Origin of the sequence: Pseudobutyrivibrio sp. YE44, from assembly GCF_900104335.1 — a bacterium.
GTDB lineage: Bacteria > Bacillota > Clostridia > Lachnospirales > Lachnospiraceae > Pseudobutyrivibrio.
The window spans coordinates 12725-28904 of the sequence record NZ_FMXT01000012.1; the positions used below are offsets into that span (position 1 = coordinate 12725).

Below are 16180 nucleotides of genomic sequence, written 5' to 3' on the forward strand. Positions count from 1 at the left end.
ACAAGGTAAAGCGTTAAAATATCCCCAAGGTGTCTTGCTGACAACGACAAATGTCCGTGGAAAGCCGTAGAACCTGAGCTAATGGGACAGAACAAAGTAGCAAGACTAAAACTAAATTTAGGGAGAACCGGTTAATCTCCCGTGAACTAGAAATTGCAACAAAGGGGATATGTATGACAGAGTTTTTATCAAAAGTAGAACAGATTAACGGTGCGGTGAATGGATTTGTATGGGGATTACCTATGCTCATTCTTTTGGTTGGAACAGGTATCTTAATGACCTGCCTTACCAGATTTTTCCAGGTCACTCACATCAAGCATTGGATAAAGAATACCATCGGTGGTATCTTCAAGGATTCTCATGTTACAGCTCACACAGGTAAAGAGGATACTCAGATTTCTCAGTTCCAGAGTCTTTGCACAGCACTTGCAGCTACAATCGGAACAGGTAACATCGCTGGTGTGGCAGCAGCTATTGCATCTGGTGGTCCTGGTGCCATCTTCTGGATGTGGATTGTTGCATTCTTTGGAATGATGACAAACTTCTCTGAGAACGTACTTGGTATTTATTATCGTAGAAGAAATGAAAAGAACGAGTGGTGCGGCGGTGCCATGTACTATCTGAGAGATGGTCTTGGTTCTAAGAAGGGCTTCAGACACATTGGAGCAACACTTGCCTCATTATTCAGTATTTTCTGTGTTATTGCCTCCTTTGGAATCGGTAATATGGGTCAGGTTAATTCTATCGCTGTAAACGTAAACTCAGCTTTTGGAGTTCCAGCCCTCTTCACTGGTATCTTCCTTATGATTCTTGGAGCCCTTGTTATTGTTGGTGGATTAAAGAGAATCGCATCGGTTACAGAAAAGCTTGTGCCATTTATGGCAGTTATTTATATGGTTTGCGCAATTATTGTTTGTATCGTTCACATTGATCAGGCAGGAGCAGTTTTCACAGCCATCTTCAAGGGTGCCTTTGGAATGCGTGCTGTTGGCGGCGGTATGGTTGGTTCAGGTGTTGCCATGGCTGTTCAATGGGGAATGAAGCGAGGCGTTTTCTCAAACGAGGCAGGTCTTGGTTCTTCGGTTATGGTTCATTCAAGCTCAAATGTTAGAGAGCCTGTAGTTCAGGGTATGTGGGGTATCTTCGAGGTATTCGCTGATACAATCATCGTTTGTTCAATCACAGCTTTCGTAGTTCTTTCAAGTGGACTTGTAGATTTGAACACAGGAGAGGTTATTTCCAGCCAGGTTTCAACTGCACTTGTAGCAGAGGCTTTCTCTACAGTATTTGGCCAGTTTGGTTATGCTTTCATCGCAATTGCAATTTTGCTTTTCGCCTTCTCTACAACTCTCGGCTGGAGCCAGTATGGTAGCAAGGCTTTCGAGTATCTTTTCGGTAGAGGAAAGGTGAAGTTCTATCAGATTATCTTTGTTGCATTTATTGTTGTAGGTGCTACAATGGACTTAACACTAGCGTGGGATATTTCAGATACACTTAACGGCATGATGGCAATTCCAAACCTTATTGGTGTTATCGCCTTAAGCGGTACTGTTATGAAAATCACCCACAACTATGTACAGCGAGCTATCCTTCATCAGGATGTAAAGCCAATGCTTTCTGCACTTGAGGATATTCAGGCTTTACATGAGCAAGAACTTATTGATAAAGAGTTGCTTAAGACTAAGAACGAAGAAATTGCCTAAGAATAAGACGTAATAGTTGTCTAAAGGAAAGATTAAAAGGCAAAAACAAAGCCGTAGTGATTAATTTCACTACGGCTTATTTTTATCCCTGCCAAGGAAGTGATAACTATTAGATACGTATTGTCGAAGCAAATCATTTTTTTGAAGGATAATAACATCATCATCTTTTTCGTTTGCAGATGAAGGAGAGGAGCTTTTTAGAGCCTTCATAGTCTGATTGTATATTCGCTCGTGCTCGGTGGCTCCACCTTGATTGGCAATTTCTAACTCATGACTTAGCTGGACGATATTATGTTGCATCTGGGTCAGGAGGTTTGCCATGTTTTTCATTATGAAAATTATGCTTTCGTGATTATCCTTAACAAAATCTTCAAGATAACCTTCTGTTACTCGCAATATTTTGACATTAGAATACGCAATGATTGTATAAATTGCTGGTTTACTGAGAAGCAGACCATATTCTCCAAAACAGGCACCCGGTCCAAGTACACCAATTAGAACTTCATTATTTGTGCCATAGCCTGTATACATTTCTACATGACCATCTAATATTTTGTACATATCAAGGCTTATTTCCCCTTCCTTAAGAATGGTCATTCCCTCTGGAACGGTGATAATCCTATTTTGATATTTTATGGAGTAAGCTTCATTATTTTTTTTATCCATTTTTTTCTGCTTTCGAAAACAACAATGGCTCTTTATGCCCTAATTCTAAAAAAATCAAGGCGAAAACTCAATATAATACACAGATTTATAACATTTCAAGTGGATAATATAATGTAGCTAATTATATTTTTCTAGAACATTACCTTTGAAATTAAAAAAAGATAGGACTAACATATGCCATTAAAAGAAGGAGAGATAAGTATGCCTGTATTTAACAAAGAAGATTTATTTAATATCCAAGCGTTGAATAATGCCATTTCAAAAAGGCTTGAAAAGGCTGACAATAAAGTGTCGTTGAAGGATGTACAGGTATATTTAGGCCAAATTTACAGGTATACCGAGACTAGAGCGGAAGATTGGAATGCTACACTTGATGCCATCAAAGAAAATAAAGAAGAAAAATATGAGGTTATATCCAAACTAGATGCTCAGAGGGTTCTTCTTGAAGGAATTTTAGAGCAAAAGAATCTTAAGATGATGGAGTCTTATGCTAAAACAGATGAATACCATTTTGACTTTGAATATACAAGTTGGCAAGCGAAGGAAGAAAAATATGTAAATTATTTAAATCTAAATAATGCTGTTATGGAAAATATACAAATGGACAATCATAATCTTTTAAATATTTCTTATGATGCATTTATTGTAAATAAAGATGATCGTGTTCTAGTTTCAGATGTGGATTTAAGTCGAATGATAGATAAAATTCGTGATGAATTAGAACCAGACTTGAATGACTATATACGAAAACAAAGTGTAGAAAAAGGTAAAAAGCTTTTATCTATAGAAAATAATTTAAAAAATATGGCTTCATCCCAAGCAAAAGAGGATCCTGAGTATTTAAAGGCAGACAAGAAGGACAAACCAGAAATATGGACAAGGAAGAAAAAAGAAATATTGGATGAGCTTCTTAAAGAGAATAATGAGAGTATGCTTGTTGAGCAAGAATGGGCAAATAGGATTGAGAAAGAAATTAATGCTCGTGAAAAAAAGGCAGAGACTGTTCTTAAGGCAGCGTTGGAACAAGGCTTAAAAGATAGAAGAGCTAAGAGAGACGAATATGCTAAACCTTTTCTACAGGAGGTAGAAAACGAGAAGGCAATACTTAATAATGAGCCCGAAAAGGTAAAAAAGGTTGAGCAGGAGAAACCAATAAAATCCGGCCTTAAGAAATCGACTAGAAGAAATAGAAATAAAACAGATTCTAATAATGTAATCCCAAATGAAATACAACCGGATAGCAAAGGTAATAATTCAAAGTCAAAGGATATTGTATTTCCAAAGGGAACGACAAATGAGAATTACTACCAATATACAAAGGATTTAGAAAGCAGAAGAAAAATAAATATTGATAATGTTAAAGACAAAACTATAACTACAAATGAAGAATTATTAAAAGTGATAAAAAAGAAGGCTGAGATAGAAGGAAGAGGTAGCGCATCTGGTTTTGTAGGTGATGCTAATACAGTAGTCAGAGCTAAAAACATTAAATCATACAGATATATATGTGGAAGAGAACTGCTCGCTTGTGAACAAACTTTTTCACGAGAACGAAAGACTTTTCAAGTTGGAAAAAATCATCATATTGAAAAAATACAAGCTATACACAATCTACTTAGGAAGAATAAAAAGACGGGTTTAGTTGGTAACTCTACTGCATACACAAACCTTTTAACCAAGTTGGATTCCTTTGAAAAGGATTTCAAGAAAAAGGGCTGGGCTGAACTTCTAAAGCCTGAAAAACAAGACATTAATAACTTGACAGATCAGGAAAAAAAGGCAAGAGCTGAAATGCTAACAAGCCTTCATGATGTTTATTGGGCTGGCAAAGATTACATGGTTGCAAAAGGTCCTGAAGAAAAATTTTGGGCACATGGACAGGCTAGATATGAACTTACTTATCTTCTGTGCAGCGAGATATACACCTTTGGGGGACATGCCGCAGAATGCGAAGCACGTATTAAAGTTATAACAAATGATATAAAGAATAAACGCACTACACCTAGCAATTATGTAAAACAAATTCCTGATCAGGCATCAGCAGTTAAAAGACTAAATAAAAAATATGGACAATTAATAACTACAGAACTTTCAAAAATGGGGGTTGTTGATGTAATCAGTGATTATGGGATTATTGACAATGAGATTAAAAATCCTAAGCAAGAGAAAACAAACAATATTATTAGCAACAATAATATAAAAATATAGTTGATATGGGGAAGTAAAACAGATTTTATGGAGGTAGAAAGTATGCCTATTTTTAACGAAGAGGAATTAATTGACATTCAGGTACTAGACAGAGTGCTTTCAAAAAAGCTTGATGGAGTTGATAAGCTAGGACTATCTGAAATTCAGATTTATCTAGGTCAAATATACAAATACACAGAAGCAAGAAAAGAGGACTGGGAATCCACTGAAGATTCCCTATTTAGAAGTGGGGATGAGGCAAATAACAAGATAATGTCTAATATCAATGCCTACCAAGCTCGTTTACAGGGAATGATAACAGAGTTAAATCTGAAATCTGAAGAAAAGATTTATAAATCCTATGAGTTTAAATCGAAGCAGAATTTGCATGTAAAGGATATTGCCTATGAGCGGTATTTATCTTTAGAAAATCAGACTCTAATTTCCAAGGGCGAATATTTGGAAATGGTGGACGCACTATGCGCTAAAGTAGAACCTGAGTTGAATGAAATGATTTTGGAATCTCAGAAGGATAAAAAGACATATATTCCTACAAAAACAGAGCAAGACGAAATAGAAAAAAATGCACTTAATGATGTAAATAACGATGAAGAGTATAAGCAGGCTAAAAGTAGTTATGAGCAGAAAAAAGGTGAATTGAATACACAGTATAATTTATTGAGTGGAGTCGAAAAAAGTTCCTTCAAAGAGAAAATGGATTTTATTCTTCTAGAGGAAGAAGAATCCTTCGGAAAGATGTTTACAAATAAGTTAAGAGCACGAATAGAAGAATTGACAAAAGAGAGGGGATTACTGGAGGCGGAAAAAGTCGAAGCCGCTTGGATTAACAAAATAAATGAAAAGACTCAAGAGGTAAATAGAAAGGTAGCAAGCGTACTGGATGATTCTATCAAAAAACTTTCAGAGGCGAAGAAACAGGAAAGAGATAAAAAATCTGCTAATTTTTTAAAGGAACTTGAAAGCGAAAAGAAATTTATTACACAGAAACCTCAAGAAATCGTACTAGATGGTGAAGAACTAAAAGCTGAAGCAAATATACAGGATAAAGTTGAGTCAGAGCCAATAGTACAACCTGTGGAAAAGTCTGATTCTGTAGAAAAAGAGTCTGCAGCCAAAATCGGAAAGAGTCAAAAACCAAAGCCAAAGGCTAAGGTAGAGGAAAGCCTGGATAACTCTAATGATGAAGCACTAATTAAAGAAGAAAACTATTATGCAAAGCTTGGTCAGGTAAAAGAACCAGAATATAAGAGGATTACAAATAAACATGAGCTCTTAGAAGAGATTGATAGACTTGCAATGATGGATAATGTAAATAAACAATTGTTGGGACAAGCATCAGGCGGATTTGTTGACACAGCAAAAGGTACTACAGAAATCTACTCAAATATGAATGGTTATAAGCAAATATGGAATCGTGAATTGGTTGCCCTAAAGGGTACCTTTAAACAAGATCAGGATGAGTTGCGAGTAGCTCAAGGACAGCATATTGATAAAATTCGAGCCATCCATAATCTGTTAAAAACAACTTCGAAGACTGGCTTTACAAGCAACTCAACAGAATACAGCACATTGCTTACAAAACTTGATAGTTTTGAAAAGCAGTTTAAAGAAAAGGGCTGGGCTGAGTTATTAAAACCTGAAAAACAAGATATTTCCAAGTTGAACGAAGAAGAAAAAAAATCTAGGAAAGAAATGCTAGATGCCTTGGGTGAAGTATATGATGCTGGCAAGGACTATATGGTAGCCAAAGGTCCACAGAAGAAGTATTGGAAACATGGTAGGATAAGATATGAGCTGTCATTCTTACTATGCAGTGAAATCTATACTTTTGGAGGACATGCAGCAGAGGTTGAGTCTCGCATAGCAGCTATTGACAAGGATATAAGTAATAATGTCAGTAGACCAAAACAATTTGTAAAGCAGATCCCAGACCGCATTAATGCCAGCGAAGAATTTAGCGAGAAGTATAAGGATGCAATTAACGCCGAAATAGCCAAGAATAGATCCAAGGAAAATGCAAATGTCCAAAAAGAAGACGTACTGAATAATAGCAATAACAATATTATTGAAAACAATAATATTATTCAAAAGAACATCTAAGCAAAGCATTATTATTTATGGGGGTACATTTATGCCTAGAAAAAGGAATAATGAAGATCATCTAATGAAATACAACTGGCTGGATAAAAGAGATGCAGCGAGATATGGGTTTAACACTCTTGGTCAGTATTTCAATGAACATGTTTTGACTCAACCTGCTACAATTCCTGCTGGGGATAACTATGCTCAAGCAAATGCCATTATTAGTAAAGCATTGCTAGAGGAGTCCGCCAACAGAAAAAACAAAAAAGTAAAAGCCTACTATGAGGGTATTGCAAATATTATGGATAGCTCTAAAGGCAATATTCTTCGGACAATTAATAAAAATTTTTATTTGTCGGATTTGTTACAAATTGATCAATACTTACTAGACCCAAAGAACAAGTCGGATGAAGAAAGATTTAAAGCAGGAATCCCCTTTTTTGATGCAGTTTATGATTTGAAAAATGCGATTGTTGGAGAGGTTCTTGCCCACTATGATATTTACGACGCAGTTGAAAAAAAGAATTTGCTGGCAAGGGAGAACAGTCGTGAACAGTTAAAGAACCAGCACATTAAATTAATAAAGGCCTGTGAGAAATTAAATTCATTTCCAGAAAGTAATCGAAATTATAGCAACTTGAGAAATACACTTGACGAGGTATTAGGAAGAACTAACGATCAGGCAATGGATGCTAATCTGTATGTGGGATTTGCTAGAGGAGAGCTTCAAGCCTTAGAAAAGGGTTGGGGTGTAGATGATATGCGAATCCTTGGAGCAATAGGTGCTATTGAGGAGGGCATAAAAAAATATGAAGCTGAATATAGCACCAGTAAAAATGCAGAGCAAGATGACATAACTAGATTTAAAATATTTAAAGCAGATTTTTATGAATTAAAGAGTAAATGCTATACCACATATTCCAGCTCTACTGAGGCAAAAAAATATGTAGCCAGGGCAATGAAAAAATTCATTAATGATTATCCGGAGGATAATGAAATTGCAAATAAGTGTATGACCGCAATAAATCCAAAGTTTTATAGCTTGAATGGAGCGGTTAATGCCCTTGTTAGTGATGATGAATTAGCGGTAAAAAATAATTCCCCATATGCTCTAGATGAAAAAGATATAAAGAATCCTGATGTATATCTGGCAAAGCTTTGGGGGCAAGTAAAACAAAATGGTAATATTGGTGATTATGCTGCAAAGCTGTGTTGGTTAGAAGGCAAAAGTGCAAAAATCAGCATTGATGGGCAGGTCGATACTTATTTAAATACCATAGGGCTTGGCACGGAATCCAATTTGAATAGCCAAGACATTCTCAAAATTCAAAAGGAAATTGCTAAGAATCTTATTGATAGTGGAATTGCTTTTGGTCAGTTGGTAGAGGCTAATGCTGAGCTTATGAGAAATAGCCCAGACTATGCACCTAATGAGAATTGCGAAAGTTTGTGTGTGGACTATAAGCTAAGCAAGTTAATAGCCCGTGAAACCCTTAAAGGTAAAGATGTATATCAAACTCTTGCGGGTGCAAAGAAGGCTGCCCAGGTATTAGATGAGATGAATCCTGCCAACAGGGAGGAGCTGCAAAGATTTGCCAAAGAATATATGGAGACAAAACAATGTGGGCTCAGTGGTGAAGAAAAGGTAAGGATTTTTAAGGAGGCTATTAATGATTCACCAATTGATTTGCGAGATTATGGAATAGAACGGAGTAAGGATACTATTTTAAAAGTTACAAATTCCAATGCATGCATTGAGCAAATGAATAGTAATATGCAAGAGATTAACAGCTATACTATAAAGATTACTGAACTGAAAGAAGCTGCAAAAAGAAAGCTCAACGAACTAAAAGTACTTAAAGATGCAAAAAAAACTGCAAAATGGGATGAGGATAATGATGTATATATAGACAGGGATAACAGAGAAATATCCTTGTTAAAAGCGAATTCCCCAGCTTTTATGTATATGTATGATTCTCTAAGAGCTATTACAAAGCTTAAAAATGATTCATCACCAGCCAAGATTCTTTCTACCTTAAAGGCTGCACAGACTGCATCGGAAGGGTATCAGAAGAAGATTCAGGGACAATGGTTTGCTGGAAAATCAAAAAACGGTCAAGATAGACTTAATTTTGCAGAGGAATTTAAAACCTTTGCAAAACAAAATGAGGCAAATTTCAAAATACCTGAAGATAGTTCAATCGACTTGAATAAGCCAATATCAGAACAGATGACGAATGCAGCAGAGGCATTAACTAATTTCTCTGCTAAGCACAATTTTGCTGATGTGGTTCCTAAGGCTGCTAAAGGTAAACCAGTATTATAAAATTTAATAAACAAAGGATTTTTAGACCATCCTAGCCAAGTATTTTTGGATAGGATGGTTTTTTTGTGTCCTAAAGGTGAAGATTTTGCGTCAATTGTTATAAATGTGTGTACTTTATTGTGTTTTGTTTCCTGTTTTCTTAGAATGAGAACATAAAGTCGGAATAGTCTGTCTACTTATAGACAGTTGAGGCTTAAAAGGGAATAAACAAAGGAACAGGAGGGCCAGTATTATGAGTATGAAGAATAGATTACACACAGCTAAAATCAATTGTTTAAAGGTGGGAATGGAGGTTTCAGCAGTTGCAACAGCAATCATGCTTAATCCGTTCTCAGTATATGCTGAAGAAGTTGACACTTCGACAAATGTAGATCTTACCAATGTAACAGATCCTATTATCAAGCTTATTAATTCTATTTTGGCAGCAGCTATTCCTTTAGTTGCAGCTGTAGGTGCACTATATTGTGTATTACTTGGTGTGAAGTATGCAAGAGCAGAGGAGCCTCAGGACAGAGAGAAGGCTAAGCAGCATTTAAAGAGTGCAATTATCGGTTTTGTTTTAATCTTTGTATTAATCGTAGCCCTTAGAATAGCAACACCTATTCTTACAGAATGGATGAACGCAAACTCATAGTAGGAGAAAAACATGGGATTAAGGCTGGTTCCTAAAAAGTTAATAGTTAATGCATTGATTTCTACCATAGCAGCATCATCTTTTTGGGGGATAACCATGCCTGTATATGCCACAGAGGACCAGGCTGAAACTCCCGCTTCGACAGAGCCTGAGAGCACAGAAAGTGAAGAGGGGGCAACTCTCTTAAATGATGTGTTTGGCGAAGTGGTTATGTATCGATGGGACAGAGTTTATCGTGGGGATTATCCTATTGATACTGATCAGTGGTATTTATCAATGCTGGTGTGGGCTAGAGAAAGTATGAGTATTTATGATGGCTACATTGGCGCCTTGGCTCCTGATGATATTTGGGAGGGGCCAGATGCAACTCCTGTTCCCGGTGTAACCAATCGATTTGGTGTCAAAGATCCTGTCTATAAAGACCAGTTTAAGGACAAAAAGTGGATAAAAGAAAATAAAACCTGTTATATTCGTTTGACAGACAGGGCTGAGGGTATTGACATTAATAGTGATCCGCAAGTTCAGCCCAACAAGGATACCTTTTTTACCGATGATGACAGAGACTGTCTTTACGTGAAATACGGTGGTACTGATAGTGACAACCATGGTTTAGACGGTAATCATGCTCCCAAATATCATATGAAAATGTCAAAAAGCAAGAATGCTCCTGAAGGATTTGACTATATTATTGAGCCTTGGGGTGATGAGGATAACAGTGCCATTTCCTTCCGTGGAAGCGAGTATAAGGCAGAGTGGACCTTTGCCTGTCGTAAAAGCAAATTAGGTGATGCCTGGAGAGTTTTCTATAACAAAGGAAGCGCCCATGACCCAACACTTACTGTAGCACAGGGGCAGAGATATGCACATGCAAGATCACAGGACCATGACTGGAACCTATTCAAATGGTTCATAGGAAAAAAACTTCGATTTTCTTCTATTAATGGAGACCTTACTGTAACTAAGGGGCAATTGCTTTCAATCTCGCCTAGCGTATACGTTGATTCGGAAGGAAGCGAAGAGAGTCAGAATGGTGTAATCAACCCAACTGGAAATACTGTTACTATTGAAAAAGGCGGTGTTCTTTCAGTTAGTGGTGATTTTATAAACAATGGAACTATCATTAACAACGGTGGAACCATAGTTATTCAAAAGGGTGGAAATATTTATCCATTCCTCCAGGGAGCAGATAGTTCTCAAGGCTGCGGTTCAATCAAATGTAATGGTGGAGACATAATTATCGAGGAAGGTGGTGCCCTTTATACTGGCTTAAATTGTTCACAAGCTACTGACAATGTGAGAAGGTCTGCGCCATTTTGGTTGGATAATAGTTCCACACTTATTAACTATGGATTACTTTGTTGTGGAAGCCTTGAATTAGGTGATTCTTCTGTTATTGAAAACCGTGGAAATGGACATATATATACCTGTCTATGGCAGAAGAATTGGGATACTATCGTAAATCAACTAAGCGACAACAATGAAGCTCTTATGTCTGGAAACACAGATAGCTTATTAGATTTGGGTTATATACAGACCGCTGACAAAGATTTTATTGGTGGTATTACCATAATCAATTGGCCTACAACATTAGAGCATACCCCATCTATTTATACAGCTAGTGGAACTGAGGGGAATGTTAGTGATCCAAGTTCTGATTGGCAGAACACCTTCATAAAAGAAGGTCTAATTAACTTTGGAATATTAGAGCTATGAAAGATTTTCTTAAGCGAATTATTGGTCCGATAAACTTCAAAAGAATTCTTGTGACAATCCTGCTTTTGCTTTTCTTTGCAGGAGCGGTAGGCTTCGGCCTTCGAAGCTTTGGAGATTATATCAACAGCCTAAGAAACTTTAAATCTGGAAATGGCTTTCAGATAAATCCTATGTATCTTTTTGATTCAAGAACATGGGTTATTGGAATTTTGGCGGATGTTATTGGAGGAGTTGTTTACCTTCTTACAGGCAACAATATGAACCATCTTTTCAAGAACAACAAGGATTTACTTGGAAAGGATGGCCAGGCTGAGGTGGTAAGAGGTTCCTTGGAAAACAGCCGTTTCTTAACTGATAAAGAGAGGGATTCCTATTTTCCAGGGGCGGAGTATTCTGCCTTGAAGGATGTGAAAAAAGATGGAATTCCAGTGCGTGCGGTTCTGGATAAGAAAAATCATCTTCAAGTGAATTTTTTATCTGGAGCCCATTCTTTAATTATTGGTGCAACTGGTAGTGGTAAAACAACCACCTTTATAAATCCAATGATTCAGCTTTTGGCGGCTACCAATTGCGGCTCGTCAATGATTATGACAGATCCTAAGGGCGAGCTTTTCTCCCTTCACTCAAAGTACCTTCAGGAGAGAGGCTATGAGGTACTTCTTCTTGATTTAAGAGATACCTATTCTTCTAGCCGCTGGAATCCTTTAGGTGATATTTATGATATGTATCAGGAATATGTTCATGCAGGCGAGGGAATAGTGGCCCATAAGGATGACATGGCAGATTATCCTGATTTAAAGCAGCTAGATGGACCTGCCGAACCAGGCGAGCTTTGGTGTGAATGGAACGGAAATGCTTATGCAGATCCATCCCATGCTTTAGATGATGTAATGGTAAAGCGACAGCAGATATATGATGAGATGTACGAGGATTTAAATGACCTGATATCTGTTATCGTTCCTATTGAGAATGCAAAAGATCCGTTGTGGGAAAAGGGCGCCCGCTCTATCATTATGGCTACCTGTCTTGCAATGCTTGAGGATTCAGAGGATGAACGACTTGGTATGACCAAGGACAAGTTTAATTTCTTCAACATAAACAAGGCCCTGACAAATTCGGAAAATAACTTTGCTACCCTAAAGGAGTACTTCGAAGGTCGAAACACTCTTTCTCAGGCATACACCCTTTCGCGTCAGGTGCTTTCGGCAGCTGAGCAGACCATGTCCAGCTATATGTCAATTACCTTCGATAAGCTTAATATGTTTAACGATCGTGGATTATGTGGTTTAACAAGCGCTACAGATGTGGATGCAGCATCCTTTGCAGACAAGCCAACAGCTTTGTTTATGAAGATACCTGATGAGAAGGACACAAGACATGGCCTTGCAGCAGTGTTCATACTTTGTATGTACAAGGCATTAATCAAGGTTGCGTCAGCTAGAGAGGATTTATCTCTTCCTAGAAATGTTTATTTCATTCTAGATGAGTTTGGTAATATGCCAAAAATTGAGAAGTTTGACAAAATGATTACCGTAGGTCGAAGCCGAAAGATTTGGTTCAACATGGTAGTTCAGTCATATTCACAGCTATCAAATGTATACGGAAATGAGGTAGCTGATATTGTTAAGTCAAACTGTGGTATGAAGATGTTTATTGGTTCCAACGATATTGGTACCTGTGAGGAGTTCTCAAAGCTTTGCGGAAACATGACGGTAAAGACAACCTCAACCTCTGCAAGTATCGGTGCCAAGGAAGGAGACCTTAGCCTTTCAGCACAGACGCAGGTGAGACCTCTTATTTATCCTTCGGAGCTGCAGATGCTCAACAATAAGGAATCCACAGGAAATGCTATCATTGTAACCTTTGGTAATTATCCGTTAAAGACAAAATATACACCAAGCTATAAGTGCCCATACTATCAAATTGGACAGATGGATTTAGGAGAGATTAGATCCCATATGTTCCGTGCAGATGATGTTTATTATGATTTGGATGCCAGAAATGAGATTGTGCTTGGTTCTTAATAAAGAAGTGGGACTATAAGATAAAAGGAGCAAAAGAATGTCACTACTTGGTTATCTGGCAGTGTTCCCCATTATGGCAACAATGCTGGTATCTCCGGAAGTGAATATGGATTATGAGGGTACGGTTAATCCTTACAATGGTGCCCCTGTGCAGCAGGAGTCCCAGGCCTCAAATGTGCCAGCCGTTAAGCTGCCGGATGGTAGCACTTACGACAGAACAGCCCACACTTTTAGTTACACCGTTGCAGGCTACGAAGGAATAATCACCTCCACTGTTGCGAATGGTATGGTTGTCACCGACCCAGTGGCAGTGACAATACCGTCAGATATGGATGCAAAATTATATCGTAATGGCGAAGTGGTATCAAAGCCCGATTATGGAAATATAAAAGATATTGGAAGTTATTCTATTGTAGTGACCGGTGTTGATACAAAAAAACAGGCTTTGTCCTTTGACATAGTTGGAAAGAAGACAGGAATGCTTACCTCCTACATACTACCGGAGGGGTTTGTGATTCAAAGTATTTCTATAGATGATGTAAAGCAGGGACTGAATTATAGCAGAACCATAGATTTCTCCAAAGAGGGAAGATACGATGTTTCCTACCGTTGTAGTGCTAGTGAAATTAACTACAGCTTGAAAGTTGAAATTGATCATACTCCTCCTGAGGTGGAATTCAAAGGTGTGAAAAATGGAAAAGCCGATGGCCCTGTTACTATTGAAGGCTTGCAGGCGGGTGACACTGTAAATATTCGATTTAATGATGAGGATGTGACAGCCCCAGCAAATGGAAAGCTTCGCTCTGTTGGAAAATATGAAGTTACTGTTTCTGATGATGCAGGAAATACAGTTACGAAGGGTTTTACAATCCGAATGTATCTGAATATGCAAGGTGGTATTTTTGTAGCTCTTGCATTATCTGTTGTTGTTGCAGCCGGAGTATATATGTATGTTTCCAGAAAAAGATTGAGGGTGCGTTAATATGAGTCTTAACCCTATGGATTGGATTGAAGAAGGATGGAATTACATCCTATACAACTTTATATATAGGTTGTTTTATTACCTGGAAATTGCTATTTGTATGGCCTTGGACTGGATTCAGGAGCTTATGGACGTTTTCACTGGAACCACTAAGGTTATTTACAAGACCAATTTCGGCTCACCCGAAAATTACCTGATTAATATTTTCTTTAAAAACGGAGCTGTGTCAGGAGTCTATCTTGGAATGGCGGCAATTGGAATTGTAATGGCATTTGTTTTTGCCCTCATTTCTGTAATTAGAAAGAGTTTTGACAGCAATGAGAAGGTAAAGATGTCCTATGGACAGATTCTTACTAATTTATTCAAAAGTATATTGCTGATTATTTGCTTGAATGCTGGAATGAATGTAATCATCACTGCTACAAATGTTTTGATGCAGTCTGTAGTTTTCATTTTTGACCATGCAGAAGACTTAAGTAATGGAAACGACCATATTGATTTTACAGATGAAGAATACGCAGCCATGGCACGTATACTTAATACCATTGGCAATTATTCCCTAAATCCATCTTATAAAAACAGATACAACATCAATGCCTGTTACAACGAAATCCGTGGAGATATAGGTTATCTTGCAGACCAGGGGGTATTCAAGTTCTATTACGAGACCAAGGATGAGAATAACAACATTATACCAACCTGGCAGTCTATTATACAGGAAATAGCAAATGCAGCTAATTACAACAAGGAAGTACCAGTGGATGTTTACAATGAAGGTATTGCGAATTCCATCTATAGTGCAATGGAGATAATACGGCAGAATTCTTCAATACCAGTGCTTCAGTCCTATGACAGAATTGAGGATTATAGTGGTGACAAGGTTAATATGGGCAGGGTAATGTTTTTGATAGGAACTATGGGTAATGGCATTACTGGTGCCGCTAAAAATGATACCTACAACGAACATCCTTCATTGACAGACCCGGTTCGTGCACCATATTATCGTGGCTCGAAGAACGTATACGATATAGATCAAGTAAATAAGGATTTTGATATCGCCTTACACAAGACAAATTACATAGTTGTCTATATTGCTGGTGGCGTATTGGCGCTGAATATGGCACTTATAATTGTTACTTGTGTGGCGAGAATATTTAACCTTTTATTCTTATATGTAATTGCTCCTCCAGTTTTTGCAGTTCTACCGCTGGATGATGGAGGCAAGGTTAAGCAGTGGACCACAGCCTTTATAGTACAGAGTTTTTCTGTATTTGCTACTGTTATTTCCATGAGAATATATTTGTTGTTCCTTCCAATCATACTGGATCCTGGACTTCAGATTTCTCAGAACATAATCATAGATATGGTTGGTCGTGTTGTATTGATTTATGCAGGTATTGAAGCTATTTCAAAGGCTAATGGTATTCTCACTGGTATCTTGGCAGACAATGCAGGTTGGCAGTCTGTAGCTTCAGGTGATATGTCAGGTTACCTAAAAGGAAGCTTTGCAGGAAGAGTTGCATCAACAGCCGGTGGTTTTGTGAATTCAATGCCTTTAAAAGCTATTGGTGGAAAGAAATTATCAAATCTTTTACAGGGCAAGGCAAATCCACAGGATGCGAAAACGGGTGGTGCACTTGGTACTGTTATAAAATCTGCAGGTGCTTTGGCAAAGTTTACAGCTAGAGGTGTAAAGGCCGGCGCTGAAGCATATAAAAAAGGCGGAGGGCCTGGAAAAGGTCCAGCTGGAGGAGCTGGCGGCGGTTCCGGTGGAGCAGGAAGCAATAAAGAGGCGGCTATTCCACCACCACAACGTGATGTTTAAATTGGTTTGAATTTACT

10 protein-coding genes are annotated in these 16180 nt (G+C 37.8%); 9 read left to right on the forward strand and 1 reads right to left on the reverse strand.

Features of this window, described 5'->3' with window-relative positions; genetic code table 11:
* Nucleotides 1-173: 173 nt before the first annotated feature.
* On the forward strand, nt 174-1703 hold the full coding sequence (locus BLR54_RS12725) for an alanine/glycine:cation symporter family protein (RefSeq protein WP_090421668.1): 1530 nt from the start codon (nt 174-176) through the stop codon (nt 1701-1703).
* 69 nt (nt 1704-1772) lie between these two features.
* On the opposite strand, the gene BLR54_RS12730 is transcribed toward BLR54_RS12725, so the two are convergent.
* Nucleotides 1773-2369 carry a Crp/Fnr family transcriptional regulator gene (locus BLR54_RS12730; protein WP_090421670.1) on the reverse strand — a complete coding sequence of 199 codons (597 nt, stop codon included), beginning with the start codon at nt 2367-2369 and terminating at the stop codon, nt 1773-1775.
* A gap of 174 nt (nt 2370-2543) precedes the next feature.
* On the opposite strand from BLR54_RS12730, the gene BLR54_RS12735 reads away from it, so the two are divergent.
* The 8 genes from BLR54_RS12735 (at nt 2544) to BLR54_RS12770 (ending at nt 16163) form a co-directional block, all read left to right on the forward strand.
* On the forward strand, nt 2544-4577 hold the full coding sequence (locus BLR54_RS12735) for a hypothetical protein (protein WP_143008446.1): 2034 nt from the start codon (nt 2544-2546) through the stop codon (nt 4575-4577).
* A gap of 42 nt (nt 4578-4619) precedes the next feature.
* Nucleotides 4620-6677 (forward strand): hypothetical protein, encoded by a 2058-nt coding sequence (locus BLR54_RS12740; protein WP_090421674.1) that lies wholly within the window; start codon nt 4620-4622, stop codon nt 6675-6677.
* On the forward strand, nt 6643-8985 hold the full coding sequence (locus BLR54_RS12745; protein ID WP_143008447.1) for a hypothetical protein: 2343 nt from the start codon (nt 6643-6645) through the stop codon (nt 8983-8985). Before BLR54_RS12740 ends, BLR54_RS12745 begins: the two co-directional genes overlap by 35 nt.
* A gap of 232 nt (nt 8986-9217) precedes the next feature.
* Entirely contained in the window at nt 9218-9619 is a 402-nt protein-coding gene (locus BLR54_RS12750; protein WP_242871252.1) for an Mbov_0395 family pilin-like conjugal transfer protein, read from the forward strand.
* 12 nt (nt 9620-9631) lie between these two features.
* Complete coding sequence (locus tag BLR54_RS12755) at nt 9632-11332, forward strand: hypothetical protein (RefSeq protein ID WP_090421679.1); 1701 nt, start codon at nt 9632-9634, stop codon at nt 11330-11332.
* Nucleotides 11329-13356, forward strand: coding sequence for a type IV secretory system conjugative DNA transfer family protein (locus BLR54_RS12760; RefSeq protein ID WP_242871253.1), 2028 nt, complete (start codon nt 11329-11331; stop codon nt 13354-13356). The genes BLR54_RS12755 and BLR54_RS12760 overlap by 4 nt, the downstream gene beginning before the upstream one ends.
* Nucleotides 13357-13393: 37 nt before the next feature.
* Nucleotides 13394-14338: a hypothetical protein gene (locus BLR54_RS12765; protein ID WP_090421681.1), complete on the forward strand. Its 945-nt coding sequence runs from the start codon at nt 13394-13396 to the stop codon at nt 14336-14338.
* A gap of 16 nt (nt 14339-14354) precedes the next feature.
* Nucleotides 14355-16163, forward strand: coding sequence for an Mbov_0396 family ICE element transmembrane protein (locus BLR54_RS12770; protein ID WP_143008448.1), 1809 nt, complete (start codon nt 14355-14357; stop codon nt 16161-16163).
* Nucleotides 16164-16180 lie beyond the last annotated feature (17 nt).